The sequence below is a fragment of the Rhodococcus sp. NPDC059179 genome (assembly GCF_042754885.1).
GTDB lineage: Bacteria > Actinomycetota > Actinomycetes > Mycobacteriales > Mycobacteriaceae > Rhodococcus_G.
This window is the reverse complement of sequence record NZ_JBHZBV010000002.1, coordinates 97627-123755: the sequence shown is the minus strand read 5'-3', so window position 1 is coordinate 123755 and position 26129 is coordinate 97627. Positions and strand designations below refer to the sequence as shown.

Sequence of the window (26129 nt, the reverse complement as noted above, 5' to 3'; positions counted from 1 at the left end):
AACACCATGAACTTCACTTCTGAAACGCACTGCACCTCTGAAACGCACTGCACCTCCGAGACATCGTCGAACGGTGTCATCGAACGTAGCTTCACTCTGGATGAGATCACCGGCGTGCTCTGGTCGCCCGCATCCGGAACCGCCGGCTCACCCCTGCTGCTGTTGGGGCACTCCGGCGGCATGCACAAGAAGGCGCCGGGGCTGGTAGCCAGCGCACTTCTCAGCGTGACCACCTATGGGTTCACCGTCGCCGCCATCGACGCGCCCGGGCATGGTGACCGGCCGCGAAACCTCCAGGATCAAGGGTGGGCCGAGGCGATCCATCAGGCCAGGGCGGCGGGCGAGCCGATCGCCCCGATCATCATCGACTACAACATGTCGCTGGCGGAGCGTGCGGTGCCGGAATGGCAGGCGACCCTGGACGCCCTGCAGGCGCTGCCCGAGATCGGCGCCGAAGCGCCGATCGGGTACGGCGGCATGACGCTGGGTGTCGTGACCGGGCTGATGCTGACTGCGGTCGAATCCCGGATCGCTGCCTTGAGCTTCGGTGGGGTTTTCGTGGACGATGCCCTGATCGAGGCGGCAAGAAGGATCACCGTCCCGGTCGAGTACCGGATTCCGTGGGACGACGAGGAAATCGACCGCACCTCTGGAATCGCGTTGTTCGACGCCTTCGCCTCGAAGGAGAAGACGCTGCACGCCCACCCGGGCAGGCACTTCCAGGTGCCCGACTACGAGCGCGACAGCTCCGCTCGGTTCTTCGCCCGCCACCTCGGCCGGGTCGCCGACACGGCCTCGGACTGATCTGAACCGGTATCGGCGTCCGGCCCCGCGCCGGACGCCGATACCACCCGTCACCAGTCGTCGCGGATCTCCTTCGCGACGCCCAACTTCTCGCAGAGCCGCCGAATAGCGCTGCAGTCCTGCACCATCGGCTTCGCGACGCTGTCGGCGGTGGCGTCCGCGATGATCGTGCCCGCGCCGGTGACCTGCTCGTGTTCCAGGATGGCCAGCCAGGTCCTCATGTCGTTGGCGGTGAACGCGTCCACCCCCGCGCTCAACCCCTCCAGCAGGGTGCGACGGTCATCGGCGTCGAGCCGGTCGTACACCAGCGTCACCAGGTCGCCGGTGATCGACGAGTGACAGAGTTCGTCGCGACGGTGTAGCGCGACGGTCGCACGGTTCACGGGCTGCACCGACTCGTCCTCGGTCATCAGGCCCAGATAGGAGCTGATGGAGGTTTCGGCGACCGTGGTGAACGCGAGGGTTGTCAGCGCCGCGGCACGTGGGTCGGTGTGCCGGGAGACCTCCGAGTGGTGGCGCCGGACCGTCTGGGAGGGCGGCAACTCGTCCTCGCGCAACGGCCAACCGCGACGGCTGCGCGTCAGGGCGCTGGCGTTCAGGTGCATCAGCGTGTGGTACTCCTCGTCGACCATCGACTGCACCGCGGCCGCGCGGTGGCGGTCGCCGAGCCCGGTGCCGAAGGCATCGCGGGACAGCAGCTGGAACCCCGGGTTCACGACGAACTGCTCGACGTCCATCACGTTCTTGTTGTAGGCGATCCACCCCCATGCACGCAGCCGGGCCTTCTTGGTCTCGTCCAGGCACCGGTAGAGGTCGTGCTCGCGGAACGGGATCAGGTCCTCGGAGAAGTCGGCCTTGGACGGGTCGAAGAGGTCGTCGAGATCGGGCTCCGCCCTCCGCACGGTCGCGCGAGCGGGCCAGCTCCTGACCAGGCCGCGAATCACCGCGCTCTCGACCGGGTCCGACTCGTCACAGTCGGGCAGCATCGGCGGCGACAGCAGTCCGTCGAACCCGCCCGCCCCGCCGTACAGTTCGAACGGACCCGTCATGACTCGAGGACCTCCGATCGCACGGACCCACGCTCGGTGGCACGGTCGGACGCCAAGCCGCGGAAGATCTCCGCGCACAGCTCTCCGTACTGGGCGGCCCGGTCGCCGAGTGGCAGGCGCGTCGTCGCCACCAGAGCATCGAAGTCGGCCTCGGTGCCGTGCTCGACCACCGACGACAATCGGGACACCGCCACAGCCAGGGCGTCGCGAGCCCTGCCCGCCAACGGATTCCCGGCCTGCACGTCGCGATAGACCGCCGGATTGCCGAGCCCGATCCTGGCCAGCAGCGCCAACGCCACCGTGTGCGGCGGGGTCGCGGTGGCGGCCAATTCGTCGCTCGTCACGTCGAGTTCGGCCAGCGCGAGACCGAACGCCAGCACCGCGGCGTGCGTGAGCGCCTGCGTCGCCACCACGATCCGGTCGTGCTGGTCCGGTGCGAGCCGGACGATCTCGGCACCCCAACCGGACAGTGACCCGAGGAACCGGTCGACCTCGAGACCCTCGCGGTAGGTGACCGCGGCCACCGGCCGGCCCGCCATTCCCAGGTCGGGCGCGAACATCGGGTTCAACCCGAGCGCCGGAATGTCCGGCGCGAGGTCGGCGAGCGCGCGCGCGAACCGTGTCTTCACCGACAAGGTGTCGACGAGCAGGGCGCCGGGGGAGAGGAACCCTGGCAGATCCGGCGCGGCGGCCAGCGCGACGGACTCCGGCACCGCCAGCACCACCACGTCGGCGGAGCGGAGCGTCCCGATGAGCTCCCCGGTCGGAGCCGTCAGGTCCGCGGCCAGCGTGTCGTCCGCGTCGACTGTGCTGCCGGGTGGCAGCGCACAGCGGGGATCGATCACCACCACCCGGACGCCGTCGCCGCGCAGCAGCGTCACCAGCATCGCGCCGACCGATCCCGCACCACCGACCACGACGGCGGTACGGGCCTGCGGCAGAGTGCGAGCGGATTCCGTGCGGATCACGGCGCCGCCCGGTCCCGATGATCCTTGTCCCGATGATCCTTGTCCCGATGATCGGCTGCCGTCGACAGGCAACGCTTCATGGTGACGGCCTTGACCATGGTCTCCTCGTACTCGTCGTCCGGGTCGGACATCGCCATGATCGCGCCGCCTGCCCCGAACGTCACCTCCTCGGCGGTGGCGACCAAGGTCCGAATCACGATGGAGAAGTCCGCCGTGCCGGTGAGGGAGAAGTACCCGATGGCACCCGAGTAGACCCCTCGAGGACCGTCCTCCAGCTTGTCGAGGATCTCGAGGGTCCGCACCTTCGGAGCCCCCGTCATCGAACCGCCGGGAAAGGTCGCCCGGATGCAGTCGACCACCGAGACATCCGGCCGCAGGGTCCCGCGGATGGTCGAGACCAGTTGGTGCACGGGGGCATAGGTCTCTACGTCGAACAGCTTCGGGACGTGCACCGAACCCGGCAGGCAGACCCGAGACAGATCGTTGCGGACCAGGTCGACGATCATCAGGTTCTCGGCACGATCCTTCTCGTTCGCTCCCAGGTCACTGCGCAGGGCCTCGTCCGTCTCCGGAGAGGACGAACGCCGCCGGGTGCCCTTGATCGGCTTCGACTCGATCACCCGGTCCGAGTCGATCCGCAGAAAGCGTTCGGGCGAGGCGCTCAGGACCGAGATTCCCGAGAACTGCAGGAGTGCGTTGTACGGGGTGGGACTGATCTCGCGCAGACATGCGTATCGGTCCAGCGGGTCGATCGGACCGTCCACGGTTGCGGTGTTCGTCAGGCACACCTCATACGACTCGCCGGACCGGATCTCGCTGAGGCACTGCTCGATCAGCGCGATATAGGTGTCCTTGTCGTGCCGGAACCGTGGCTCGGTGTCGGCGTCGAGATGAACGAGCGGAGGCGGGGAGGCGGGGGCGTCCGCGACCACGTCGAACTCCGCCAAGGCCGCCGCGGTATCCGCCATCCAGCGGGCGCCCTCGGGATCGGCGGAGCCGTCGTCGAGCGAGAGCAGATAGCAGCAGCCGGCGTCGTGGTCGAGCACAAGGGCGCGGTCCGCGAAGACGACCGCGGCGTCCGGATTCGGCGAGGCGTGCACGAGCTGGCCACAGGTGTCCGCCTTCAGCTCGTAGCCGAGGTACCCGACGTACCCGAGGCAGAAACCGAACGGCAGGTCCGGGCGCGGAGCCACCGCGCGAGCACGCAACTCGCGCTCCAGGTAGTCGAAAAACGTCGTGTGCACCTCGCGTGCGAGCTTTCCGTGCCGGTGTACGCACACCGCGGTCTCGGTGACGCTGTAGGTGACGTATTCGGCCAGGGGCCCGGAACAGTCGCCCATGACGGAGAACCGCGAGTCCGGCTCGAGCGCCGCGCCGCCGTCCAGCCAGAAGCTGTTCGGGCCGTCGGCGAACAGCCCCTCGTAGACCGCCTTTGGATCGAGGGCGAGCTCGATGCGCACGCAGTCGACCCGGTATCGGGGTTCGGACGGGGGCGGTGTCGGGGGCGCCGCCGCGGCGCGACGGGAGGTCACGTGCGGCGTCAGGTCCCGGAAGTTGGTGATCAGTCTGCGCCCGTGCTCGGTGCAGATGGATTCCGGATGGAACTGGACGCCCCACAGCGGGCGCTCGCGGTGACGAACCGCCATCAGCAGTCCATCGCGCGTGCGTGCGAGCGCTTCGAGGCGATCGTCGAGATCCTCGACGATGAGGGAGTGGTACCGGACCGCGCGGAACGGTGAGGGAATGCCCGCGAAGAGTCCGTCACCGGTGTGGTGCACCTCCGAGATCCGCCCGTGCATGGGTGTCGGTGCGACCAGGACCTGGCTGCCGAACAGGTGGCACAGCCCCTGGTGTCCAAGGCACACCCCGAGTACGGGCAGATCGCACTCGGTGATCGCCGCGGCGCTGATGCCGAAATCCCTGTCCCGGTCGGGTCTTCCGGGCCCGGGGGAGATGACGATGTTGTCGTGGTCGGCGACGTTCACCGATGCCCAGTCGACGTCGTTGGGCACAACCGTCGGTGCCACTCCGTTCACCTCGGTCAGCAGGCTGTAGAGGTTGTAGGTGAAGGAGTCGTAGTTGTCGATGAGGAGGGTGCGGGTCGGCGTCATGGCCGTCAGTCCCCACGTCCCGACGGCCCGGTCGCCCGTGCGGACTCGGATCCGTCCGCGTCGATGATCAGGTCCTCGACCCGGCACGTCTCGCCGATCAGCAGCTCGTAGAGCGAGCGAAAGAAGTCGGGGGACAGTTCGTGCTCGACCGCGTAGGTCTGGGCCCGGTCCTGGACGAATCCGACGCGCTGCGGCTGCATCATGGGTATCGAATGCCGCCGCTTGAGCCGGGCGATCCGGGTGCACACTTCGATCCGCGCGCGGACGTCCTCGAGCAGATGTCGGTCCACGTCGTCGAGTTCGGTGCGCAGCATCTCGAGTTCTCGCTGCGCCGCCGAGAAACCGTTGTTGCCGGTCCCGTGGGAGCCATTCGACGTGTCCATCCGCCGCCGCCTTAGCAATCGGGGCTGACCTGCACCGATTCCGATCGATGCACGCCGCCGAGGTCCGTTAGCCTCGAGCAGAACTTCGGGTAGAGAATCTATGAATCCTCTCACGGAGGAGCACGCCCGAGCACACTTTTTTATCGATTCCTCGACGCCCGACGTTACCGAGGCCCGCTGGCGCGCAGCGCCCGAAGCGGTCTCGCTTGAGTTGCGGTTGCCGACGCCTCAGGTCGACTCGCCAGGCCGAAGCTCCCGCGCGTCGAGACCCGCCTCGAGCATCCGTCGGACGAACTCGGCGCCCGGTCCGTAGAAGCGTTCGGGGCGTACCGAATCGAACCCCATCGGCCAGAGCGTGCCGAAGTGCACCGGGATCGCGGTGCGGGCTCCGACCGCGGCGGCGGCCAGGACCGCGGCCGCGGGGTCGAGGTGCCCCGGACCGAGGCTGGGCCCCCACCCGCCGACCGGGATGAGCGCCAGATCGCACCCGGGAATCCAGTCCGACATCGAACCGAACAGCGCGGTGTCCCCCGCGAAATAGGTACGACCCTCGCCCTCGATCACATAACCGAGCGCCCGCACCCGGTGCGGCCCGCGCGGCCAGCGCCGACCGTCGTGCTCGGCCGGGACACCTCGGACGAGCACACCGCCGATCCGGACCTCGTCACCGGGACTCACCTCGATCAACCGATCGCCGAACGCCCGCAACCCCGCCACCTGGCCGACCGCGCCGGTGGGAACGAGGATCGGGACGTCGCGGTCGATCAGCCGCAGCGACGGCAGATGGGTGTGGTCGGCGTGCAGGTGCGACAGGACCACCGCGTCCGGCCGCAGCGGGCCAGTCACCTGCCCCGAGGCTCCGCCCGCCGTGGTGAGGGCGTCTGAGGCGGCGAGTGGGCTGGGTCCACGCCTGCGGCGCAGATGCGCCACCCGATCGGTGAGAACCGGATCGGTGAGGATGGTGGTCCCGCCGTCGGTGATCGCCACGGTGGCGTGGCCGTGCCATCGCGCCCGCGGTGATCGATCGGCCATGGCACCCACGATCCCAGACCCGACCGCCCGCCGCCCGGCGAGTGGTCAGCCCAGGACGTCGATGCCGCGCGCCTGCGCCGCATCGGTGCGAACGAATTCCATCGCGTCCTCGATGGAGCCGAACTTCAACATGGCGATGTCGAGCGCGTAGTTCTGGTACAGCCGCCACGGTCTCTTCGATCCCTGCTTGGGGAACTCGTGGATCGAGCGCTGCACGTACCCGGAGGAGAAGTCGATCATCGGCATCGTGGTGATGGACGGGTCGACGTTGCGCGGCGTGCACTGCCGGTAACCGTTGGCTTCCATGTGATTGATCAGCCTGCACACGTACTCACAGGTGAGGTCGCACTTGAGCGTCCACGACGCGTTGGTGTATCCGATACAGCTGGCAAAGTTGGGCACGTCGCTCAGCATCATCCCCTTGTAGCTCAACGTCTTTGCCGCATCGACGGCGACGCCGTCCACGCTCAGCTCGGCACCGCCCGCCACGACGAGCTTCAACCCGGTGGCCGTCACGACGATGTCGGCCGCCAACTCCGCCCCCGACACCAGGCTGATTCCCGCTTCCGTGAACGTCTCGATCCGATCCGTGACCACGTCCGCGCTGCCGTGCCGGATGGCCTTGAACAGATCGCCGTGCGGCACGAAGCACATCCGCTGGTCCCACGGGTCGTAGCGCGGCGTGAAATGGGCGTCGACGTCGAACTCGGCGGGAAGCTGCGCCTGAACTCCCTTGCGGAGCAGCCTCTTGACCATTCCGGGTGCGCGCCTGCTCAGCGTGAAGAAGAGCATGAAGCGCAGCACGTTCTTCCATCGCACGATGCCGTACGCGAGCCTCGGTGGCAGCAGCGCGCGCAGCCGGTTCGCGAACGCGTCCTCGTCCGGCACGGACAGGACGTAGCTGGGCGATCGCTGCAGCATCGTGACGTGGGCGGCGGACTCGGAGATGGCGGGCACCAGCGTCACCGCGGTCGCGCCGCTGCCGATCACCACCACGCGCTTGCCCGTGTAGTCGACGTCGTCGGTCCACTGCTGCGGGTGCACGACCTCGCCCGCGAACCGGTCGAGACCGGGGAAGTCCGGGGTGTATCCCTGTCGGTAGTCGTAGTAACCACTGCACATGAACAGGAAGTTGCAGGTCACCCGCACCACCTCGGCGTCGGGTCCACGTTCGGCCTCGACCGTCCACCGCGCGTCCTCGCTCGACCAGGACGCCCGGGTGACCCGATGGCCGAATCGGACCCTGGCGTCGATCCCGTGGTCGCGCGCGGTGGCACGGACGTACCTCAGGATCGACGGCCCGTCGGCGATCGCCTTCGCGTCGGTCCACGGACGGAAGGAATACCCGAGGGTGTACATGTCCGAGTCGGAACGCACTCCGGGATAGCGGAACAGGTCCCAGGTGCCACCGATCGCGGTGCGCGCCTCGAGGATCGCATAGCTCTTGTCGGGGCACCTTGTCTGCAGGTGATACCCGGCACCGATCCCGGACAGGCCCGCTCCGACTATCAGGACGTCGAAATGCTCGTTCGGCATGGCCGCCACCGTCGTCGTGGGGAGTGTTCCGCCTCGAATCTAGCACCGGCAGTCGAGCGCGATCGGTGCGCGCGCACCGCGAACGACCTCGCCTGCACCTACGATCCAGGTGGATGGAGGTGTGCATGCGCACTCTGGGATCGGCGGCTCGCACCGCCACCGAGTTCCTGGTGTTGTGGCTGATCTCGGCCGCGGCGCTGATGGTGATCGATGCGGTGCTGCCCGGCGTGGAGCTGGCGAGTACCGGCGCACCCGGCCCGCTCGGATCGGCACCGAGTGCCCTCGCGCTGGCCTTGGTTTTCGGTCTGCTCAGCACCGTGCTCTGGCCGCTGCTGCTGCGCGCCATGCTGTGGGTCGGTCCCGCGCTGCTGTTCCTGCTCGCCTTCGTCGGGAGCGGGCTGATCATGCTGCTCTCGGTCCGCATCCTGCCCCTCGCCACGGCGGAGAGCGCCACCGACATCTTCGTCCTCGCGGTGCTGTTGTCGCTGGTGAGCTCGGCGGTCTCCGGCGCAATAGCGTCGCGGCGCGACGATACGTACCGCATGATGCTGGTGCGTCGACAGCGCTTTCGACTGCGCCGCAAGACTTCCCCCGATGGCGGCTTGGATCGACCGGGGCTGCTGTGCATTCAGGTCGACGGACTCGGCTACAAGGTGCTGCGGCGCGCGATGGGGTCGGGCGTCGTCCCCAACCTCGCCGCGATGGTCCGCGACCGATCCCACCACCTGATGCCCTGGCACACCGACTGGAGCAGCCAGACCGGCGCCAGCCAGCTGGGGATCCTGCACGGCAGCAACCACAACGTGCCTGCCTTCCGGTGGTACGACAAGGAATCGAAGCGGGTTGCGGTGTTCAGCAATCCGAGCGACAACGCCGAACGCGAACGCGAACGCGCGGCGATACCCGGGCTGCTCGCCGACGGCGGAGCGAGCCGCGGGAACCTGTTCTCCGGTGGTGCCGAGGACAACGTCCTGGTGGTCAGCCGGATGAAGGGAGCCAGGATGGGCGGCGGCGGCACCGGATACGCGGACTACTTCATCGATCCGGCCAGCGCGATCCGCACCTTCGTCCGACTGGTCGCCGAGGTGCTACGCGAGATCCGTCAGGCCTGGCGCCAGCGTAGACAGGACATCCGTCCGCGTGTTCGTCGCGGCGGAATCTATCCGCTGGTGCGGGCCTTCACCACCGTCGTGGAGACCGATGTCGTGGTCGCCGCGGTCATCGGCGACATCATCAAGGGCCGCAACGTGATCTACGTCGACCTGGTCGGGTACGACGAGGTCTCGCACCATTCGGGGGTGGAGCGACCGGAGACCCTCGCGGTGCTGCGCAAGCTCGACGCGGAGATCGGCATGATCGCCGCCGTCGCGGCGCAGGCCGACCGTCCGTACAACATCGTCGTCCTCTCCGATCACGGTCAGAGCCAGGGTGAGACGTTCCGTCACCGCTTCGGCGAGGACCTCGAGAGCCTGGTCCTGCGCGGCTGCGAGGCCGACCGGCCGCAGCCGCAGCACCGCAGGTGGCTGCACCACGACAAGGACGTCCCGGACGTCGGCGCGCAGGGACGGGGCGCGGAGGGGCTCGGGTACGCCGCCGCGAGCCTGCGCACGGCACCGCCGCCGGAACGGGTGCAGGCGCCGCCCGAACGGCCGGTGGTGCTCGCGTCCGGGAACGTCGGACTGGTGAGTTTTCCGCTCGCCTCCGGCCGCGCGACGATGCGCTGGATCACCGAGCAGCATCCGTCGCTGCTGCCCACCCTCACCACTCATCCGGGAGTGGGCTTTGTCCTGGTGGCACGGGAGGGCAAGGGCTCGATCGTGCTGGGCCCGCACGGCAGCGTCGAGGTGGACACCGGCGTGGTCGCGGGCCGGGACCCGTTGGCGGACTTCGGCCCAGGGGCCCTCGAGCGAATCCGTCGCACCGACGGATTCGACAACGTCGCCGACGTGATGATCAACGGCCGGTACTGGCCCGACACCGGCGAGATCGCGGCGTTCGAGGAACAGGTCGGCTCGCACGGCGGACTCGGAGGTCCGCAGACCCGCCCGTTCCTGCTCTATCCCGCACACCTGCCCGAGCCACCGCGCGAGCTGCACGGCGCGGAGCAGGTACACCGGGTGTTGAGCGGCTGGCGCGACCTCCCTGCGGCCGAGGCGCGAGCCTTCCGCGGCTAGCCGGGTTCCATGCGTGCTGCCTCAGACATCGACAGCAACTGTGAGCTAGATCACGGTTGAGGTTGACCTTGGGTCAGGGCGGAAGCTCATCGCAGCGGCACGACGCCGACCCGGACATAACAGGTTCAAAGGAGCAAACACCATGTCCATCAACCTTTCCCACCAAGACAAGAGCACCCTGCGGACTGCCAAGAACGGCATGGCTTCCGTGCCGAATACCGCTGCGGGGCAGGATCGCCCGCAGTTGCAGAAGGCGATCGAGGAGATCGTCGATTCCGGGTTCCTCGGGGTGTCGCTGCGCGTCCACGACGAGCGTGGCGAGTGGGTCGGCAGCGCCGGGGTGGCCGAGCTGGGTGGGACCGCGAAGCCGCCGATCGACGGGCACGTCCGGATCGCCAGCAATACCAAGACCTTCACCGCGGCCCTGGTGCTGCAGCTGGTGGCCGAGGGCAAGATCGGGCTGGACGTCCCGGTGGTGGACTACCTGCCCGAATTCGGGATGGACGAGCGGATCACGGTGCGGATGCTGTTGCAGCACACCAGTGGGGTGTTCAACTTCACCGGCGAGATGTACGGGGATGGGACGGTCGTGCTGGGGATCGCGGCCCCGGGTACTCCTTTGGGCAAAGAATGGGTGCAGGACCGGTTCAAGACCTATCGGCCGCAGGAACTGGTGGAGTTGGCGTTGTCCAAGCCGGCGCGGTTCGAGCCGGGGACGGGCTGGAGCTACTCCAATACCAACTATGTCTTGGTCCGGCTGCTGATCGAGAAGGTCACCGGTCGCTCGTTCGCCGGGGAGATGGGGCGGCTGATCCTGGGGCCTCTCGGGCTTTCGGGCACTGTGGTGCCGGAAACCTCGCCGGAGATTCCCGAGCCGCACGCGCACGCCTACTACCGGTACGAGCAGGACGGCGAGGAGAAGACCGTCGATGTCACCCGCCACAACCCGTCCTGGAACCCCTGCGGTGGTGACATGATCTCGACCACCGAGGATCTGGCCACGTTCATCTCCGCGCTGCTCAGCGGCAAGCCCCTGCCGGCCGAGTTGCTGGCCGAGATGTGCACGCCGCATCCGACAGGCATCCCGACGATGGATTACGGCTTGGGGATGTTCGTGCGGGACCTGGGTCCGGACGGCGGCATCGTCATCACTCACAACGGCGGCCATGCGGGCTACGCGACGCTCATGTACAGCACCCCCGACGGCCGTAAGACGATGACGGCCTCGCTGACCTGTGTGGACGACTCCGCGATGTCTGTGGCTGTGCCGTTCCAGAATGCACAGCAAAGGCTCCTCTCTGAGGTATTCGGCGGCGGCCAGGCCGATCCGGCTCAGTAGCACGCGGACCGGGCCACGCCGAACTCAACCAGCTCGGCGTGGCCCATCCACCACCCCTTGCGCCGCACCTCACCTAGTGGCGCGCCGGTTACGAGCACAAGGCAGGCTGAGCAGATGAGGAACGGAGTCACGATCGGGCAGGCTGCGGCATTCGTCGGCGTCACGGTGAAGACGGTGCGGCACTACCACAAGCTCGGCCTGGTCGAGGAGCCCGAACGCGACGGATCCGGTTACCGGCGGTACGGATCGACCGATCTGTTGCGGCTGGTGCAGGTCCGGACACTGGCCGCCGCCGGAGTGCCGCTGGCCGAGATCGTGCCCCTGCTCGACGCCGACGCCGCGCTGTTCGCAACCGCGCTCGCCGACGTCGGCCGGCAGCTCACCGAACGGATCGAGGAGTTGATCGCCCAGCGTGACACCCTGCACCGGCTCGCCGATGGCGACCGGGCACTGCTGGGCGACCGCGCTGTGGCGCTGCTGGAGCGGATGGCCGGCCTCGGCTTCCCCGCCGACGAGGTGGCGACCACCCGGGAGGGCTGGGTGCTGGCCAAGGCCCTGGTCTCGGAAGGTTTCGACGACTACCTCACCCATCTCGAGCGCGCACTCGACGACCCCAGGTACGTCGCCTTGATCAAGCGCGCCGCAGAGGCCGCGGCCTGGGAACCCGACGACCCACGCATCGACGAGCTCACGACCGACATGGCCGACCACTACCTCGCCAACCCCGCACACCTGAAAATCGTGACCGCCCTGCAAGCCCGCACCGAGGCCGCGACCCGGTACACACTGATCGCCCACCACGGCGAGGAGCAGACACCGGCCACGACGCGGGCGGCCGCGGTTTTCGAGACCAAGCTCCGCGCCGCCGGCATTCATATCCCCAGACCGGCCTCCCGTTGACCGCGCCGTCCTCGTTGGATCTTCGGCGATCACTACCGGAACCCCTAGTCCTCCACCGGACTCGGCGCCTCGAGAGAGATGCCCTCCATCGACTGACGGAGCGCGTGCATGACGCTGGCCAGGGCGGGCGAGGCGGCGGCGCCGGTGCGCACCACCCCACAGACCGGGATGCGCAGGCGGTTGTTCGCCTCACGCATGAAGCAGAGTCCGGTTCGCGGCGTCTCGGCCGCCGTGCTCGCGTACAGCACTGTCCACGCCCGGGGGTTGGTGATGACCTCGAGCGTCGCCGCGTGGTCGCTGGCGATCGACGGCCCGAGCGAGACCCGCCGCCCGATCTCACGGAAGGCGTCCTCGACGACCGAGTGCAGCAGCACCTGGCTGCCGCGCGGGGGCAGCAGTAGCTGATACGGGGCGAGCTCGACCAGCTCCACCGTCGAGAACGCGGACAGCGGGTGCCTGCGCGACGTCACGATCACCAGGTCGTCCACGCCGAGCTGCACCGTCTCGAGGCCCGGCCGGTCCGCCCGCCCGCGGATCAACGCGATGTCGGCATCGCCGGAGGCGACCGCGTCGATGCGCTCGGTGAAGCTCTTGATCACGAACTCGATGTCCACGTCCGGATGCGACTCCCGAACGCGGGCGATCGCGTCGAGGCTCTGGGCCGCGAAGCTCATGTTCGCGGTGATCCGGATCCGGTTCCGGGGTTCCCGCACGACCGAGTACGCCTTGGTCTCCAGGCTGAGCACCTGCTGGGCGATGGGGATCAGGCGGGAACCGGCCGGGGTCAGCCGCACGACCCGCGTCGACCGCTCGAACAGCGGCGCGCCGAGTTCCTGCTCGAGCCGGGTGACCTGATGGCTGACGGCGGATTGCGAGATGAAGCATCGTTTCGCGGCCCGGCTGAAGCTCAGCTCCTCGCTGACCGCCAGGAAGTAGCGCAGTTGCCGGAAGTCCATGCTCACATTCTATTCATTAGCAATCCAGATAAGAGAATTCTGGATACCCAGTGCTAGTTGGCGAAACTACCGAACGCATCCCTACGGTGGAACTCATACATCAGATCAAGCGGGAGGTTGTCGTGTTCGACGCAGGGATGGACCGGACCGAGGTCGTCATCGTGGGCTCGGGATTCGGTGCGCTGGCGGCAGCGAAGAAGCTGGCCAAGGCAGGCACGCCGTTCGTGCTCATCTCCGAGACCACCGAGCACCTGTTCCAGCCGCTGCTCTACCAGGTGGCGACCGGCGTGCTGGCGGCGGGCGAGATCGCGCCCTCCATCCGGGCGATCCTCGCGAAGTACCCGAACGCCGACGTCCGGCTCGGCCGGGTCGTGGATGTGCATCCCGACGCGAAGGAGCTCGTCTACGAGGCAGCAGGCGAGCGGCACACCCTCGGTTACGAGTTCCTGATCGCCGCCACCGGTGCGCGTCAGTCGTACTTCGGCCGCGACGAGTTCGCGAAGGTCACCTACGCGCTCAAGACCGTCGACGACGCGGAGCGGCTGCGCGACCAGATCGTGCGCTGCTTCGAGGAGGCGCACACCACCACCGATCTCGAGTGGCGCAAGAACCTGCTCAGCTTCATCGTGATCGGCGCGGGCGCGACGGGCGTCGAGCTCGCCGGACAGATCAAGGAGCTCGCCGGCCGCTACTTCGAGCAGGCGATCCGCGGCATCACCGCCGCCGACGTCACCGTCACGCTGGTCGAGGGCGCGGGTGTCGCGATGCCCGCCTACGGGGGCAAGCTCAGCGAGTACACGAAGACCTCGCTCGAGAACTCGGGGGTCGAGGTGGTGCTGAACACGCTCGTCACCGACATCGACGAGCACGGCGCCACCTTCAAGGCACACGGCAGCGAGGCCGGGGAGCGGCGGACCGCGGAGACCGTCGTGTGGTCGGCGGGCGTGCAGGCCAACGACTTCGCGGGCGTGCTCGCCGAACGCACCGGCTGCGAGACCGACCGCGCAGGCCGACTGCTGGTCAACCAGGACCTGACCGTCGGCGGCCGCGCGGACATCTTTGCCGTCGGCGACATGACCTCGCTGAACAACCTGCCCGGCCAGTCGCCGGTGGCGATGCAGGGTGGACGCCACGTGGCCAAGACCGTGCTCGGCAAGACGCCGCGCGGCACCGCGTTCAAGTTCCGCGACAAGGGCTCGATGGCGATCATCAACCGCTTCCGCGCCGTGACCAAGGTGAAGAGCATCGAGCTCACCGGATTCATCGCCTGGGTGCTGTGGCTGGCCGTGCACATGGTCTACCTGGTCGGGTTCCGCAACCGATACATCGCGGTGATGTCCTGGTTCGGCTCGTTCCTCGGCCACCGGCGCCCGCATTTCCACTACGCGCAGGAGCCCTCTCCGGCGGGAATGGTCGAAGCCGAGCCCGAGCCCGAGTCAGAAGTATCGGTCGCCGCGTAACCGGGGTGCGACCCCGGCGTGGGGTGCGGGCGCAATAGGCTGGGCACGGCCGCGTGACCCGACCGACGAAAGACGCTGATGGACACCACGTCTCCCGCACTCCCCGGTGACCTCCGTACGCGTACGCAGCGACGGACCCTGATCGTGGTGGTGGCGTCGCAGGTCCTCGGTGGCGCCGGACTGGCCGCAGGCGTCACCGTCGGCGCCCTGCTGGCCAAGGAAATGCTCGGGTCGAGCCGGTTCGCCGGTCTGTCCTCGGCACTGTTCACCCTCGGATCGGCGGCCGCGGCCCTGCTGGTCGGGCGGGTCTCGCACCGCCTGGGCCGCCGGACCGGGCTGAGCATCGGTTACCTCGCGGGCGCGGCGGGCGGCGCGGGCGTGGTGGTCGCGGCCGTCGTCGACAACCTGCCGCTGCTGATCGTCTCCCTGTTCGTCTACGGATCCGGGACGGCGACCAACCTCCAGGCCAGATACGCGGGCACCGACCTGGCCGAGGCCTCACATCGAGGCAGGGCGGTCAGCACCATCATGGTTGCGACGACCTTCGGCGCGGTGGCAGGCCCGAACCTGGTGGAGGTGATGGGCGACGTCGCCGCAGGATGGGGCATCCCGGTGCTGGCCGGCCCCTTCATCCTGTCCTCGGCCGCGTTCGCCGCCGCCGGAGTGTTCCTCTGGGTGTTCCTGCGCCCCGACCCGCTGCGCGTCGCGCAACAACTGCAGTCGGAAGCGGTCACCGTCGCCGAAGACGCACCTCAGGAGCCCGACCGGGACACGCAGCGCCGGGGCATCCTCGTCGGCGCCACGGTGATGGTGGTGACGCAGATCGTGATGGTCGCGATCATGACGATGACCCCGATCCACATGATGGATCACGGGCACGGACTCGGACAGACGGGGCTGGTGATCGCGATCCACGTCGCGGCCATGTTCCTGCCGTCGCCGCTGACCGGCATACTCGCCGACCGGTTCGGACGGATCCCGGTCGTGGTCGCCGCCGGCATCACCCTGCTCGCGGCGGGCATCGTCGCGGCCCTCGCACCAACGGATTCCGTGGTGCTGCTGTCCGTCGCGCTGGCGCTGCTCGGTCTCGGCTGGAACTTCGGGTTGATCAGCGGCACAGCCATTCTCACCGATGCGACCCCACTCGCGACCCGGGCGCGCACCCAGGGCTCGGTCGACTTGTGCATCGCGCTCGCAGGCGCGGGCGGCGGCATCGCCAGCGGCATGGTGGTCGCGTCGAGCAGCTTCGCGGTGCTCTCGTTCGGCGGCGGGCTGATCGCGCTTGCGCTGATCCCGGTGCTCGCACTGAACCGCAGGCAGGCGCAGGCGGCGCCCGAACCCGTCCGGGCGCGCACCTCGCGGTGACCCTCAGGGCATCCTGAGCCGGGGGACCGGCGGGACCCAGCCCGGATCGCGGGTGGTCACGGCGAGCTCGTCGACCAGGTGCGCGGACCAGACCCTCAGCCCCGCTACGTCGAGCGCGTGCGGCGGCCCGTCCTCATACGCACTGATCAGGTCCCGGCCCTGTCGTAGCGCCTGCGTCGCCGCCTCGCGCTCGCCCCGAACCGCGCGCGAGAGGCCCTCGGCGAGCTGCGTGAGGCCCTGCCAGAGCTCGAGCTCACCCGGGGGCGCGATAGCCGATTCCGCCTCCAGCAGGTCCCGTGCCCGCGCGGGATCGCCGTGGTCCATCAGCCGCTGCGATTCGGTGATCGCGGCGCCGAGGTCGAGCCGTGGCCCCTCGGAAACGTCGGCCATGTCCCGAATCTAATCCCTCCGGCTCGTCGCGGCCAGGGTTCCGTCGGGCGCAGGCATCGGGGGACGCGCGACCCATCGCCGCCAAAAGCAACCCGACAGGCGGACACCGCCGAGTGACCTTCGTCACATTGAGGTAACGGACTGGACACGTTTGAAGATGTTTATATCTCGGTTGCGACCTGCACGGGAGTCCCGACCGACCCCGATTTCTGAACGACCGTCCGAATCCGGAGCCCGGGCGCAGGGGGGTGCGGGGGCCGGCCGACTGCGGCTACCGTCGCTTCCGGTTCACAAACGAGAACCACCACCGGCTCGCATACCTTCGCGAACTGCCCTGCGGGATCCGGTCCGACGCAATACATCAGGGCAGTGACGAGGCCATGACGCCGCGGGGCGAGACCCCGCCGCCAGTCTCGGATGCAGGAGAGGACCCCAACAAATGTCGATCAATCATGCACGCCGCACCGCCGCCAAGACCCTCGGCTGGGTCGCGATGACCGGCGCCCTCGTCGCCGTCCCGATGGGCCTGGCAGGCGGCACCGCCAACGCGGCAGGTAACAATTGGGACGCGGTCGCCGAGTGCGAGGCCAGCGGCAACTGGGCCACCGACACGGGCAACGGGTTCTCCGGCGGCCTGCAGTTCACCCCGAGCACCTGGGCCGCCTACGGCGGCGAGGGCCACGCCGCGAACGCCTCCCGCGAGGAGCAGATCCGCGTGGGCGAGAACGTCCTCGCAGGCCAGGGCCCGGGCGCATGGCCCGTCTGCGGCCAGTACCTCTGATCCCGCGTCACTCGACGGTGAGGATGCCGCCTGCACGGGTGACCGCGTAGCCGGCGAGCGATTCCCTGGCCGGCCTGCGGACCACCGAACCGTCGGCGATCGAGAACCGGCTGCCGTGGCACGAACAGTTGATGGTGCCGTCGCCCACCTCGGACACGAGGCAGCCCTGATGGGTACAAACCGCCGAAAATGCCCGGAATACACCGGGTTCCGGCTGTGTGAGGACCAGCTGATGCTCGGCCAGGACGATCCCGCCGCCGACCGGGACCTCGGAAGTCGCGATCCGCGCGGGTTCGGCGCTCTGCTTGTTCCCGACGGCGGCCGCCCCGGTGCTGCAGCCCGCGACGGCCAGACACCCCGTTGCGCAGGCGGTGGTGAGGAAGGCTCTGCGGGGCATCGCCCCCGGCCGGTCGACGTCGCTCATGCGGGAACCACCAATCCGGTCAGGTACATCAGCAGGATTCCGGCTGCGATACCGACCAGGACCAACGGATCCGGGGCGGCGCGGTCGGGGCCGCGCAGGGACGGCGCGATCGCGGCGATCACCTGGATGATCGCGCCGACACCGACACCGAGCAGCAAGGCGGAGACCTCGCCGTTGGTGACGCCCGCGCCGAGGACGGCCCCGAGGATGGCGGGCGCGCCCGCGAGCAATCCGAGCCCGAGCAGCACCGGCAGGGGAGTGCGCCGTCGGGTGAGTGGGGCGACGATGGCCAGACCCTCGGTGGTGTTGTGCAGGGTGAACCCGATCACCAGGAATGCGCCGAGGGCGAGTTCGCCGACCGCATAGGCGGATCCGATCGCCAGTCCCTCGCCGAGATTGTGCAGCCCGATGCCGACGGCGATCATGACGGCCAGGCGCAGACCCGACGCACCCGCCGAGTCCGCACCCACTCGCCGGGTCCGCAGGTACCGGTCGATCCCCGTCAGCGCGAGGAACGCGACCGCCGCCCCGAGGACGACGAGGGTTGCCCCGCCGAATGCGCCACCGGACACCGCCGCGAGCTCGAATCCCTCACCAGCGCCGTCGAAGGCGAGGAAGGCGAGCAGGCCGACCGTGAGGGCGAGCACGAACCTGACCGCGCGGGCGCCCGCCCGCCGCAGCACGGGCAGCAACAGCATTCCCAGCAGCACCGGGATGATCCCCACGTAGGTGCCCAGCAGAGCCATCGTGCCGAAGAAGGCCAACCCGGGTTCCGGGGTGGGCACCGCGGCCGGGATCTCGTGCTCGATGACGAGACCGGTGTTCGTCAGCATCGAGACCAGATAGGGCTGGCCGGTGATCCACGGATAGTCGAATGTGACCGTCTCGGCCCGAAGCCGTCCGATCGGCTCCTCGGCGCCGTCGAGGTCGACGTAGGCATCGTTGATGAACGCCTGCGCGATGGTGACCGGGTCGGGTCCGACGTTGCGCAGCGTCAAAGCGATCTGGCCCGGCTCGAGGACGGTCCGTTCGACCGCGATCTCCTCGATCGGGGGACCGGCACGCTCCGGCAGGCTCTGCCCGGCAAGGATGGCCAGCGCCGCCAACGCGACCGCGATGATCGCCGCGACGCCCGCGCCGCGGAGCCACGCTCCCGCCCGGGTTGGCTCTCCGCCTTCCGGCCCGTCGGTATCGGCCCGGTCCGGCGCCGGGCGCCTCGGCTCGCTCGTCACTCGGTCACCTCGAAGAATCCCATCCAGCCCAGGTCGGCGAACTCAGTCTTGTGGGCATGGAACATATACCTGCCCGGATACGGGAACCGCATCTCACAGATCCCGCGCTGCCCCTGACCCTGAATGATCGTGTCGGTGAACTCGGCGGGCTCGAGCCGCGTCCCGGTGGGGTAGTAGTCGAAGAAGTTGCCGTGCACATGGAAGCTGTTGATCGGGTCGTACTCGAGAATGTTGACCAGGTAGATGCGCACCAGCTCACCGCGTTTCACCTGCACCGGCTCGTGCATGTAGTGGAACGGGATGCCGTTGACGGCGTAGAGCTGGTTCCCTTCCCCGTCGAAGGTTGTGTTGTAGCCGTGCATCACCATCACCATCTCGTCGGCAGGCGGGCGGCCCTGCGCGGGATCGACGATGAAGGTGCCGTACATGCCGCGTGCGATGTGTTCGGCCAGCGGGCTGACGTGGCAGTGGTAGAGATGCACCCCGAACGGGGTGGCGTCGAACTCGTAGGTGAAGGACGCGCCGGGTTCGATGATGCCTCGCCCCAACCCGGGGATCCCGTCCATCTCGGCCGGGTGGATGCCGTGGAAGTGCATCGTGTGCGGGTGTTCGGATCCGTTGGTGAAGCGCACCCGGAGCCGGTCGCCCTCCCGGCACCGCAATGCGGGACCCGGCACCCGCGAGTTGAAGGTCCACGCCGGGAAGGACACCCCCGGCGCGATCTCGATGTCCTCGTCGCTGGCGAAGATCTGCCACTCGCGCAGCGTGCGCCCGTCGGGCAACACGGAGGTGGTGCCGTAGTCGAAGTCGCGCAGCAGGTCGGTGGGGTTGAACCCGTTCGCGACGTGATCGACCTGTTGGCCGAGACGGAAAGTGGCCCCGTTCGCCCCGCCACCGTGGCCTGTTGCGGCCGAGCCGTGTGCCTGTCCGTCGACGGCCCCGGATCCGTGGCCGCCGGGATGCTCCGAGGTCGGCGATCCCGCAGATTTTCCCGCGCCGAGCAACAGCCCGGCCGACCCCGCGAGCGCCCCGCCGATCAGCAGCTGACGGCGCGAGGGCGCGCTCACCGCCGGGCCCCGGTTCGGACTCCGGGAGTGCCACGCACATGGTTTCGTCTTCTCACATCATTAAGTTTGCCATACCAAACTTAAGTGTTCACGATGGCCGCGCAGGGGAGCGCTTGCACCCGGATCGCGGACACTGTCCCCCTGGGCGGGAAGTCGGTGTGTCGTGAGTCACGGCGCGAACTAGCGTCGCAGAGTCCGAGATGTTTGCGAGAGGCGGCAGAGATGATCCAGTGGAACGAAACCTGCGACGTGCTGGTGGTTGGATCCGGAGGCGGCGGCGTCACCGGCGCCTACACGGCGGCCCGCGAGGGGCTGTCGGTGATCCTGGTCGAGGCCACCGACAAGTTCGGCGGCACCACGGCGTACTCCGGCGGCGGCGGAGTGTGGTTCCCGTGCAACCCGGTACTCCAGCGCGCCGGCACCGACGACACCATCGAGGACGCACTCGAGTACTACCACGCCGTCGTCGGGGACCGAACCCCGCGCGAGCTGCAGGACGCCTACGTCCGCGGCGGCGCCCCGCTGATCGAGTACCTCGAGGCGGACGAGCACCTGAAGTTCGAGATGTTGCCCTGGCCCGACTACTTCGGCAAGGCCCCCAAGGCTCGCCTGGACGGCCAGCGCCACACCATGCCGACCCCGCTGCCGGTGTCGGAGGCACCCGAGCTGCGCGAGGTCGTGCGCGGGCCGCTGGACACCGACCGGCTCGGCAACCCCCAGCCCGACGACTACTTCATCGGTGGCCGGGCGCTGATCGCCCGGTTCCTGAAGGCGATCGAGAAGTACCCCAACGCCACCCTCACCCTGAACACCGCGTTGGTCGAGCTGGTGGTCGAGGGCGGCGCCGTGGTCGGCGGCATCGTCGAGCGTGATGGCGAGCGCACCGCGATCCGCGCCCGCAAGGGCGTCGTGCTGGCGGCAGGCGGGTTCGAGGGCAACGACGAGTTGCGGCAGAAGTTCGGGGTACCGGGCGTCGCCCGCGACACCATGGGACCGTGGGCCAATCTCGGCAAGGCGCATCAGGCGGGAATTGCCGTCGGCGCCGACACCGACCTGATGGGCGAGGCCTGGTGGTCGCCGGGGATGACCCATCCGGACGGCCGATCGGCGTTCGCGCTGTGGTTCACCGGCGGCATCTTCGTGAACCAGGACGGCAATCGGTTCGTCAACGAGTCCGCGCCGTACGACCGCCTCGGCCGGGACATCATCGGCCAGCTGGAGGACGGCACGGCAACCCTGCCGTACTGGATGGTCTACGACCACAAGGAGGGCGAGGTGCCGCCGGTCAAGGCCACCAACGTCTCCATGGTCGAAACCGAGAAGTACGTCGAGGCCGGGCTGTGGCACACCGCCGACACCCTCGACGAACTCGCCGAGAAGATCGGCGTGCCTGCCGAGAACCTGGTGGCCACCGTCGCCCGTTTCAACGGGATGGTCTCGGGCGGCGTCGACGAGGACTTCGGCCGCGGCGACGAAGCCTACGACCGCGCCTTCTCGGGCGGCGAGCCGCCGCTGGTCACCATCGACCAGGGCCCGTACCACGCGGCCGCGTTCGGCATCTCGGACCTCGGCACCAAGGGCGGGCTGCGCACCGACACCGCCGCCCGGGTGCTCGACAAGTCGGGTAACCCGATCGCGGGCCTGTACGCCGCGGGCAACACGATGGCCGCGCCGAGCGGCACCGTCTATCCCGGCGGCGGCAACCCGATCGGCACCAGCATGCTGTTCGGCCACCTCGCGGTGAAGGACATGACCTCCCGGGGCTAGGCAGGCGATGTGGCGCACCCGCCACCGTCCCGATGGTTTCGGGACACGGCGGGTGCGCCGTCTTGTGCCCGCGGCCGAGTTGCACCCAGCGCCGGTCGAGGCGATTTCCATCCGAGCCGATCGCCGCGCAGTCCGCGTGGGAAAGGATGAGCGGAAGGGTGTAGCAGATTGCTACACTGGAAATGACGCTGCCATTCCGCCCGGAGGAGGAGTCATGACGAACGTCGTCGACAAGGTCACCAGGTTCTCGTCGGAGCTCGTCGACGCGGCCGCGGCCGAGGGGGAGCGGGAGAGCCGCTCAGCGCGCCAGCAGCTCGAACACTGGGCCCGCGTCGGCCGCGAGGTGTCGAACCAGCGGCAGGTCGCACGTCGCCGCGTCGAGGCAGCTCTCGCCGGGCGGGTCCCGCTGGGCGAACTGTCCGTCGAGGAAGGCGTCGTGTTCAATGCCGAGATCGCGGCGGCACTTGAGGAGTCACTGGCCACCGGCAACCACGTCGCCGACCGCGCCGCGCAGGGCCGAGCCTCCATCGTGCTCGACGAGCAGGGCCGCGTCGTCAAACACCTACCTGACGGGACCCAGATCATCCTGTGAGGCGACTCGACCTCGTCGTCGGCCCGAACGGCGCCGGCAAGACGACCTTCGTCGAGCAACGACTCGCGCCGTTGCTGCCCGGCAGCGTCTTCGTCAACGCCGACGTGATCGCCAAGGACCGCTGGCCCGACAGCGCTGAAAAGCACTCCTACGAGGCCGCACGCGTCGCATCGACCATCCGCGACGCACTGATCGCGCAGGGTGAATCGTTCATCGCCGAGACAGTGTTCTCGCACCCGTCGAAACTCGACCTGATCGTGAACGCACGCCGCGCCGGATTCGTCGTCGTGCTGCACGTGATCTTGGTGCCGGTGAAGCTGTCCGTCGCTCGCGTCGCCGAACGGGTCGTCGAGGGCGGTCATCGGGTGCCCGAGGACAAGATCCGAGAGCGATACGAGCGACTCTGGTCGCTGGTGGCTGAGGCGATCGACCGCACCGACCACGCGACGGTGTACGACAACACCGCCGCGGACGTCACCCGGATTGTGGCGAGATTCGTCGACGGCGAGGCAGTCGGTGAGCCGACGTGGCCGGCATGGACACCGGCAGATTTGGTTCAGTGACACCCCGCCGCACCCTCCTCAATTCGTCACTGTGACGTAATGACCGAGTGTTCCTCGGTGGAGCAAATACGTCGGGCGAGTGCCGCCAGCGGGCGCGCCGACCCGGAAAGCGGAGCACCAACGGATTCGAGACCTCACGGTGAGGGCAGTCGGACGGATCTGGCCGGCAGGCCTCGGATGCCGAACTGGGACACGCCGAGCGAACACGGCAAGACATGCGGTTCGTCAATGTCCAGCAGTCGCGTCGACACGACACGACACGACACGCGACACGACACGAACGACGCCACGTGACTGACGAACGAACCGAACGAACAGTGATTATCACCGCAGTTTGGTAGGCAACCGATAATCGACATTATGTCATCTCGAGTGGATCCAACGGTGCCCCGGCGCGAGCCACGGAGCCCCAGACATCTGGCGATTCGCCGGGCACCGGAAGTCGCCGCGGCTTGGATTGCGGCCGAACACGGCCCACCCCCGGCCGCGAGGACCCGCCCTGCACGAGTCCGAACGCATAACCGTGCGCACACCGAATCGTCACGGCGGACCAAATGGTCACCAATGAGATCGATCATCCGAGCATCGCCTGCCGATCGTTGACGATTCGCGGCGCGGACCCCCACCGGCGAGCTGGCCGCATCGAGCACCCTGGCCGGAACCATGTTTCATGGATAATCACTGTTATCCATGAAACATGGTGTAGCACAATTCTTTTCACCAATGCAGCTGCGGTGACCATCATCCACTTGGCGATTCCGATCCGGCACGAGGTCTCCCCATCCGCAACAAGGCGCCCATGCCTCGACGTTGGCCGTCCCGGGCGCCCCTCCGACTACATGTATCGCAGGGTGGGTCCGATCAAATCCCCCACCGACCCGCCTTGCCGCCCCCACCCCTCTCGTCAGCTCAGCCTCTGACGCACAGGGTACGCGGTACACTGGCGGCACTACTGGAGGTGGTGAACATGCTCGTCGACCGTGACCGCGCACGCGAGTCGATCCATGCCCTGTCGGACCAAGACCTCGTGGACCTTCTCTCCGACGAGATCTCACGCCGCCCGAACCTGCGGCCGGTCCGCGACGATGTGACGGCGCTTCTGGCCATGAGCCCTGCCCTGGCGCTCCAGCACGAGCGGGCCGTCACCAACCCCGCGGCCGCGGCGGTTGCCCGTACGCGGATCGTCACTTCGGCCCTGAACGCGATCGTCGAACGGCACGAAATGCTCGACTCCACCGCGGTCAGCCGAGTCCTCGGCAAGGCAGCGAGCAGCCGCAACACGGCGAGCCGCCTGACCGCAACGGGCACGGTGATCGCCCTGCCTGCGTCCGGCCAGAAGCTCTATCCCGCCTTCCAGTTCGACGCCGAGCGACGCGAGGTACGGCCGATAGTCGCCGAGATCAATCAGGCGCTCGGCGCCAAGGACGATCCGTGGGGCATGGCGTCGTGGTGGCTCAATCCGACCGCTTTCACGGACGACCCCCGCTCACCGGCTGAGCTCGCCGTCGCCGGCGGGCACGAGCAGGATCTGCGGGACATGGCCGACGACCTGACCCAGGACTGAGCGGCCGGTGGACTACACGGATCCACCCGCGGCGCTGCCCGCTGCGCTGCTCACCACGATCCCCGTCGGCACGTCGGTATGGCGCATCCACCGCGCCACTCGCGCCGCCGCCGGCCTGAACCCGACCCCCCGCCCCCGCGTGCGGACCGGTGGCCGATTCGACAGCCTCGACGACTCGTACGCGTACCTGTACATCGGCGACAGCCCGGCCGCAGCGGTAGCCGAGACGCTGTGTCGCAACCTGCCTGTCGATCAGTCCCCCCGCCTGATACCGCGCGCACAGATCAGCGGCCGCGTCCTGAGCGAGTTGCGCACCACCCGCCAAGTCCGGGTAGTGGATTTGACCGGCACCGGTTCTGCTCGGATCAACGCGGGGGTGTGGCTGACGAAGTGTGACCCGTCCGGATACCTGCACACACGACGATGGGCCGAGGCCATCCTCGCCGCCAATCCGGGCGTCGACGGCGTGCAGTACCGGCCCCGCCACGATGAGAACACCCTGTCGTGGATGCTGGCCGGCTCCCCCGCCACCCCAGCCCACCCTGCGGTCGCGGCCGTCGGCGGGCTGATCCCGCTTGACTCCACGGACGGTCACTACCTACTGGGCGCGCTGCTGACCGCCCACAACGCGGCACTCGCGCCCTGACCAGGCGCTCTTTCCGTAGGAACCTCCGCGCGATCTCGGCATGGTCGCGCCCACGCCACCTCGCCTCGATCCGGGCCCGAAGGACCTCCCGGCCCGGAATCGAGGTGACGTATTCCCGTAAAGCTTTCCGCACCAACGCATTTCCCGACTCGGGCGGAATCGCGCATCCATCACCGCTCCCCTGCGCGTGGCCCACCCGAAGGATCGCCCCCCCGAGCGAAGGCCAGTCGGAACGACCCTCCTCGTCGCACGGCGGGTACCGTCCCTCCCCGCTAGCGGAGTTCTGACCGTGAGGAACACATGACGGGACGTATATACCGGTCCGCACCACTGCTTCTCGGCCCGGAGCCGATACGCCAGGCGTTATGTCATTATCTTTGCGGCCGCACGCTAGGCCGGCCCGGGGCGAGGAACATCACGGAACGTCACCATCCCCTCGGCGCACTCGAACGCTCGCCGGGTGAAGACCCACTCCCCTTACGGCACGACCTCCACGACGTCGCCTGGCGACAGCGCCGCGAAGAAGGTCTGCGCGCCCTCCATCGTCATGCGCACGCATCCGTGGGACTGCCGGTCGAGCGATCCCTCGTGAAACGCGATGCCGCCGTTGAAGAACACGGAGTACGGCATCGGAGCGTCGTAGATCGTGCTCCAGTGATCGATGCTCTTGAACGTCACCTCGAAGGTCCCCGGCGGCGTCTCATAGCCGGGCATGCCGTGCCGAACCGGCGTGGGACCGTAGGTCACCGCCCCACCGCCCATCAGCCACGCCTGCTCGGCCGAGAGATCCACGCAGGCGTCGGCATCCGCGGAGCACGGAGCCCCGCCAACCACTCCCTGCGCAGCCGCGCCGCTCGTGACGGCCAGGGTCGCGGCCGCCACCGCCACTCCGACCGATACACACTCACGCAACCACATGGCCAAACCCCCGTATGTCACGGTGCGACCCGAAGGTACGAACTGCCTGAAACAACCTCCCACCAGTATCGGCGCCTGCCGACACCGCGGTCAATGCGGCGATCGATG

Annotated in this window: 24 protein-coding genes; 12 read left to right on the top strand and 12 right to left on the bottom strand. The window is 68.5% G+C overall.

What is annotated here, in order from left to right:
• Nucleotides 1-6 precede the first annotated feature (6 nt).
• A complete protein-coding gene (locus ACFXMV_RS05655; protein WP_378500046.1) occupies nt 7-804 on the top strand; it encodes an alpha/beta hydrolase in 798 nt (265 codons plus the stop codon).
• 50 nt (nt 805-854) lie between these two features.
• Here ACFXMV_RS05655 and ACFXMV_RS05650 read toward each other — a convergent pair whose 3' ends face one another.
• The 6 genes from ACFXMV_RS05650 to ACFXMV_RS05625 all read right to left on the bottom strand — a co-directional run bounded on the left by ACFXMV_RS05650 (nt 855) and on the right by ACFXMV_RS05625 (nt 7883).
• On the bottom strand, nt 855-1853 hold the full coding sequence (locus ACFXMV_RS05650) for a diiron oxygenase (protein WP_378500683.1): 999 nt from the start codon (nt 1851-1853) through the stop codon (nt 855-857).
• On the bottom strand, nt 1850-2740 hold the full coding sequence (locus tag ACFXMV_RS05645) for a prephenate dehydrogenase/arogenate dehydrogenase family protein (RefSeq protein ID WP_378503177.1): 891 nt from the start codon (nt 2738-2740) through the stop codon (nt 1850-1852). Before ACFXMV_RS05645 ends, ACFXMV_RS05650 begins: the two co-directional genes overlap by 4 nt.
• Before the next feature lie 77 nt (nt 2741-2817).
• Entirely contained in the window at nt 2818-4932 is a 2115-nt protein-coding gene (gene pabB / locus ACFXMV_RS05640) for an aminodeoxychorismate synthase component I (protein WP_378500682.1), read from the bottom strand.
• A gap of 5 nt (nt 4933-4937) precedes the next feature.
• A complete protein-coding gene (locus ACFXMV_RS05635) occupies nt 4938-5315 on the bottom strand; it encodes a chorismate mutase family protein (protein ID WP_378500681.1) in 378 nt (125 codons plus the stop codon).
• Nucleotides 5316-5543: 228 nt separating this feature from the next.
• Nucleotides 5544-6347, bottom strand: coding sequence for an MBL fold metallo-hydrolase (locus ACFXMV_RS05630; protein ID WP_378500680.1), 804 nt, complete (start codon nt 6345-6347; stop codon nt 5544-5546).
• Between the two features lie 45 nt (nt 6348-6392).
• Complete coding sequence (locus ACFXMV_RS05625; RefSeq protein ID WP_378500679.1) at nt 6393-7883, bottom strand: flavin-containing monooxygenase; 1491 nt, start codon at nt 7881-7883, stop codon at nt 6393-6395.
• Nucleotides 7884-8008: 125 nt separating this feature from the next.
• On the opposite strand from ACFXMV_RS05625, the gene ACFXMV_RS05620 reads away from it, so the two are divergent.
• From ACFXMV_RS05620 to ACFXMV_RS05610, 3 genes are all read left to right on the top strand, one after another.
• On the top strand, nt 8009-10057 hold the full coding sequence (locus ACFXMV_RS05620; RefSeq protein ID WP_378503151.1) for an alkaline phosphatase family protein: 2049 nt from the start codon (nt 8009-8011) through the stop codon (nt 10055-10057).
• Nucleotides 10058-10199: 142 nt separating this feature from the next.
• Nucleotides 10200-11396: a serine hydrolase domain-containing protein gene (locus ACFXMV_RS05615; RefSeq protein ID WP_378498316.1), complete on the top strand. Its 1197-nt coding sequence runs from the start codon at nt 10200-10202 to the stop codon at nt 11394-11396.
• A 114-nt stretch (nt 11397-11510) separates the two neighbouring features.
• The gene (locus ACFXMV_RS05610; RefSeq protein ID WP_378498317.1) at nt 11511-12296 is read left to right on the top strand and encodes a MerR family DNA-binding transcriptional regulator; all 786 of its coding nucleotides are present in this window, start codon (nt 11511-11513) and stop codon (nt 12294-12296) included.
• 44 nt (nt 12297-12340) lie between these two features.
• Here ACFXMV_RS05610 and ACFXMV_RS05605 read toward each other — a convergent pair whose 3' ends face one another.
• Nucleotides 12341-13252 (bottom strand): LysR substrate-binding domain-containing protein, encoded by a 912-nt coding sequence (locus ACFXMV_RS05605; protein WP_378503152.1) that lies wholly within the window; start codon nt 13250-13252, stop codon nt 12341-12343.
• Between the two features lie 137 nt (nt 13253-13389).
• On the opposite strand from ACFXMV_RS05605, the gene ACFXMV_RS05600 reads away from it, so the two are divergent.
• Nucleotides 13390-14712 carry an NAD(P)/FAD-dependent oxidoreductase gene (locus ACFXMV_RS05600; RefSeq protein WP_378503178.1) on the top strand — a complete coding sequence of 441 codons (1323 nt, stop codon included), beginning with the start codon at nt 13390-13392 and terminating at the stop codon, nt 14710-14712.
• A 78-nt stretch (nt 14713-14790) separates the two neighbouring features.
• Nucleotides 14791-16077 carry an MFS transporter gene (locus ACFXMV_RS05595; protein WP_378498319.1) on the top strand — a complete coding sequence of 429 codons (1287 nt, stop codon included), beginning with the start codon at nt 14791-14793 and terminating at the stop codon, nt 16075-16077.
• Between the two features lie 3 nt (nt 16078-16080).
• On the opposite strand, the gene ACFXMV_RS05590 is transcribed toward ACFXMV_RS05595, so the two are convergent.
• Entirely contained in the window at nt 16081-16467 is a 387-nt protein-coding gene (locus ACFXMV_RS05590; RefSeq protein WP_378498320.1) for a DUF309 domain-containing protein, read from the bottom strand.
• 439 nt (nt 16468-16906) lie between these two features.
• On the opposite strand from ACFXMV_RS05590, the gene ACFXMV_RS05585 reads away from it, so the two are divergent.
• Entirely contained in the window at nt 16907-17248 is a 342-nt protein-coding gene (locus tag ACFXMV_RS05585) for a transglycosylase family protein (protein WP_378498321.1), read from the top strand.
• Nucleotides 17249-17255: 7 nt separating this feature from the next.
• On the opposite strand, the gene ACFXMV_RS05580 is transcribed toward ACFXMV_RS05585, so the two are convergent.
• Genes ACFXMV_RS05580 through ACFXMV_RS05570 form a run of 3 tightly spaced genes read right to left on the bottom strand, consistent with a single transcriptional unit; the run spans nt 17256 to nt 19971 of the window.
• Nucleotides 17256-17672, bottom strand: coding sequence for a Rieske (2Fe-2S) protein (locus tag ACFXMV_RS05580; protein WP_378498322.1), 417 nt, complete (start codon nt 17670-17672; stop codon nt 17256-17258).
• Nucleotides 17669-18904 (bottom strand): ZIP family metal transporter, encoded by a 1236-nt coding sequence (locus ACFXMV_RS05575; RefSeq protein ID WP_378498323.1) that lies wholly within the window; start codon nt 18902-18904, stop codon nt 17669-17671. Before ACFXMV_RS05575 ends, ACFXMV_RS05580 begins: the two co-directional genes overlap by 4 nt.
• Nucleotides 18901-19971, bottom strand: a complete 1071-nt coding sequence (locus ACFXMV_RS05570; RefSeq protein WP_378498324.1) for a multicopper oxidase domain-containing protein — start codon at nt 19969-19971, stop codon at nt 18901-18903. The genes ACFXMV_RS05575 and ACFXMV_RS05570 overlap by 4 nt, the downstream gene beginning before the upstream one ends.
• A gap of 222 nt (nt 19972-20193) precedes the next feature.
• Here ACFXMV_RS05570 and ACFXMV_RS05565 point away from each other — a divergent pair, with 222 nt between their 5' ends.
• The 5 genes from ACFXMV_RS05565 (at nt 20194) to ACFXMV_RS05545 (ending at nt 25103) form a co-directional block, all read left to right on the top strand.
• Nucleotides 20194-21738, top strand: coding sequence for an FAD-binding protein (locus ACFXMV_RS05565; protein ID WP_378503153.1), 1545 nt, complete (start codon nt 20194-20196; stop codon nt 21736-21738).
• A gap of 214 nt (nt 21739-21952) precedes the next feature.
• Entirely contained in the window at nt 21953-22330 is a 378-nt protein-coding gene (locus ACFXMV_RS05560; RefSeq protein WP_378503154.1) for a hypothetical protein, read from the top strand.
• Complete coding sequence (locus tag ACFXMV_RS05555) at nt 22327-22893, top strand: zeta toxin family protein (RefSeq protein ID WP_378503155.1); 567 nt, start codon at nt 22327-22329, stop codon at nt 22891-22893. The genes ACFXMV_RS05560 and ACFXMV_RS05555 overlap by 4 nt, the downstream gene beginning before the upstream one ends.
• A 967-nt stretch (nt 22894-23860) precedes the next feature.
• Nucleotides 23861-24457, top strand: coding sequence for a hypothetical protein (locus tag ACFXMV_RS05550; RefSeq protein WP_378502364.1), 597 nt, complete (start codon nt 23861-23863; stop codon nt 24455-24457).
• Between the two features lie 7 nt (nt 24458-24464).
• Nucleotides 24465-25103: an RES family NAD+ phosphorylase gene (locus tag ACFXMV_RS05545; RefSeq protein WP_378502249.1), complete on the top strand. Its 639-nt coding sequence runs from the start codon at nt 24465-24467 to the stop codon at nt 25101-25103.
• 477 nt (nt 25104-25580) lie between these two features.
• On the opposite strand, the gene ACFXMV_RS05540 is transcribed toward ACFXMV_RS05545, so the two are convergent.
• Nucleotides 25581-25985 (bottom strand): L,D-transpeptidase, encoded by a 405-nt coding sequence (locus ACFXMV_RS05540; RefSeq protein ID WP_378502247.1) that lies wholly within the window; start codon nt 25983-25985, stop codon nt 25581-25583.
• Between the last annotated feature and the right edge of the window lie 144 nt (nt 25986-26129).

Bases quoted from the DNA above. Each gene is read 5' to 3' on its own strand.
- ACFXMV_RS05655 (WP_378500046.1), top strand. From the start codon at position 7: ATGAACTTCACTTCTGAAACGCACTGCACCTCTGAAACGCACTGCACC.
- ACFXMV_RS05650 (WP_378500683.1), bottom strand. From the start codon at position 1,853: ATGACGGGTCCGTTCGAACTGTACGGCGGGGCGGGCGGGTTCGACGGA.
- ACFXMV_RS05645 (WP_378503177.1), bottom strand. From the start codon at position 2,740: ATGCTGGTGACGCTGCTGCGCGGCGACGGCGTCCGGGTGGTGGTGATC.
- pabB (WP_378500682.1), bottom strand. From the start codon at position 4,932: ATGACGCCGACCCGCACCCTCCTCATCGACAACTACGACTCCTTCACC.
- ACFXMV_RS05635 (WP_378500681.1), bottom strand. From the start codon at position 5,315: ATGGACACGTCGAATGGCTCCCACGGGACCGGCAACAACGGTTTCTCG.
- ACFXMV_RS05630 (WP_378500680.1), bottom strand. From the start codon at position 6,347: ATGGCCGATCGATCACCGCGGGCGCGATGGCACGGCCACGCCACCGTG.
- ACFXMV_RS05625 (WP_378500679.1), bottom strand. From the start codon at position 7,883: ATGCCGAACGAGCATTTCGACGTCCTGATAGTCGGAGCGGGCCTGTCC.
- ACFXMV_RS05620 (WP_378503151.1), top strand. From the start codon at position 8,009: ATGCGCACTCTGGGATCGGCGGCTCGCACCGCCACCGAGTTCCTGGTG.
- ACFXMV_RS05615 (WP_378498316.1), top strand. From the start codon at position 10,200: ATGTCCATCAACCTTTCCCACCAAGACAAGAGCACCCTGCGGACTGCC.
- ACFXMV_RS05610 (WP_378498317.1), top strand. From the start codon at position 11,511: ATGAGGAACGGAGTCACGATCGGGCAGGCTGCGGCATTCGTCGGCGTC.
- ACFXMV_RS05605 (WP_378503152.1), bottom strand. From the start codon at position 13,252: ATGGACTTCCGGCAACTGCGCTACTTCCTGGCGGTCAGCGAGGAGCTG.
- ACFXMV_RS05600 (WP_378503178.1), top strand. From the start codon at position 13,390: ATGGACCGGACCGAGGTCGTCATCGTGGGCTCGGGATTCGGTGCGCTG.
- ACFXMV_RS05595 (WP_378498319.1), top strand. From the start codon at position 14,791: ATGGACACCACGTCTCCCGCACTCCCCGGTGACCTCCGTACGCGTACG.
- ACFXMV_RS05590 (WP_378498320.1), bottom strand. From the start codon at position 16,467: ATGGCCGACGTTTCCGAGGGGCCACGGCTCGACCTCGGCGCCGCGATC.
- ACFXMV_RS05585 (WP_378498321.1), top strand. From the start codon at position 16,907: ATGTCGATCAATCATGCACGCCGCACCGCCGCCAAGACCCTCGGCTGG.
- ACFXMV_RS05580 (WP_378498322.1), bottom strand. From the start codon at position 17,672: ATGAGCGACGTCGACCGGCCGGGGGCGATGCCCCGCAGAGCCTTCCTC.
- ACFXMV_RS05565 (WP_378503153.1), top strand. From the start codon at position 20,194: ATGATCCAGTGGAACGAAACCTGCGACGTGCTGGTGGTTGGATCCGGA.
- ACFXMV_RS05560 (WP_378503154.1), top strand. From the start codon at position 21,953: ATGACGAACGTCGTCGACAAGGTCACCAGGTTCTCGTCGGAGCTCGTC.
- ACFXMV_RS05550 (WP_378502364.1), top strand. From the start codon at position 23,861: ATGCTCGTCGACCGTGACCGCGCACGCGAGTCGATCCATGCCCTGTCG.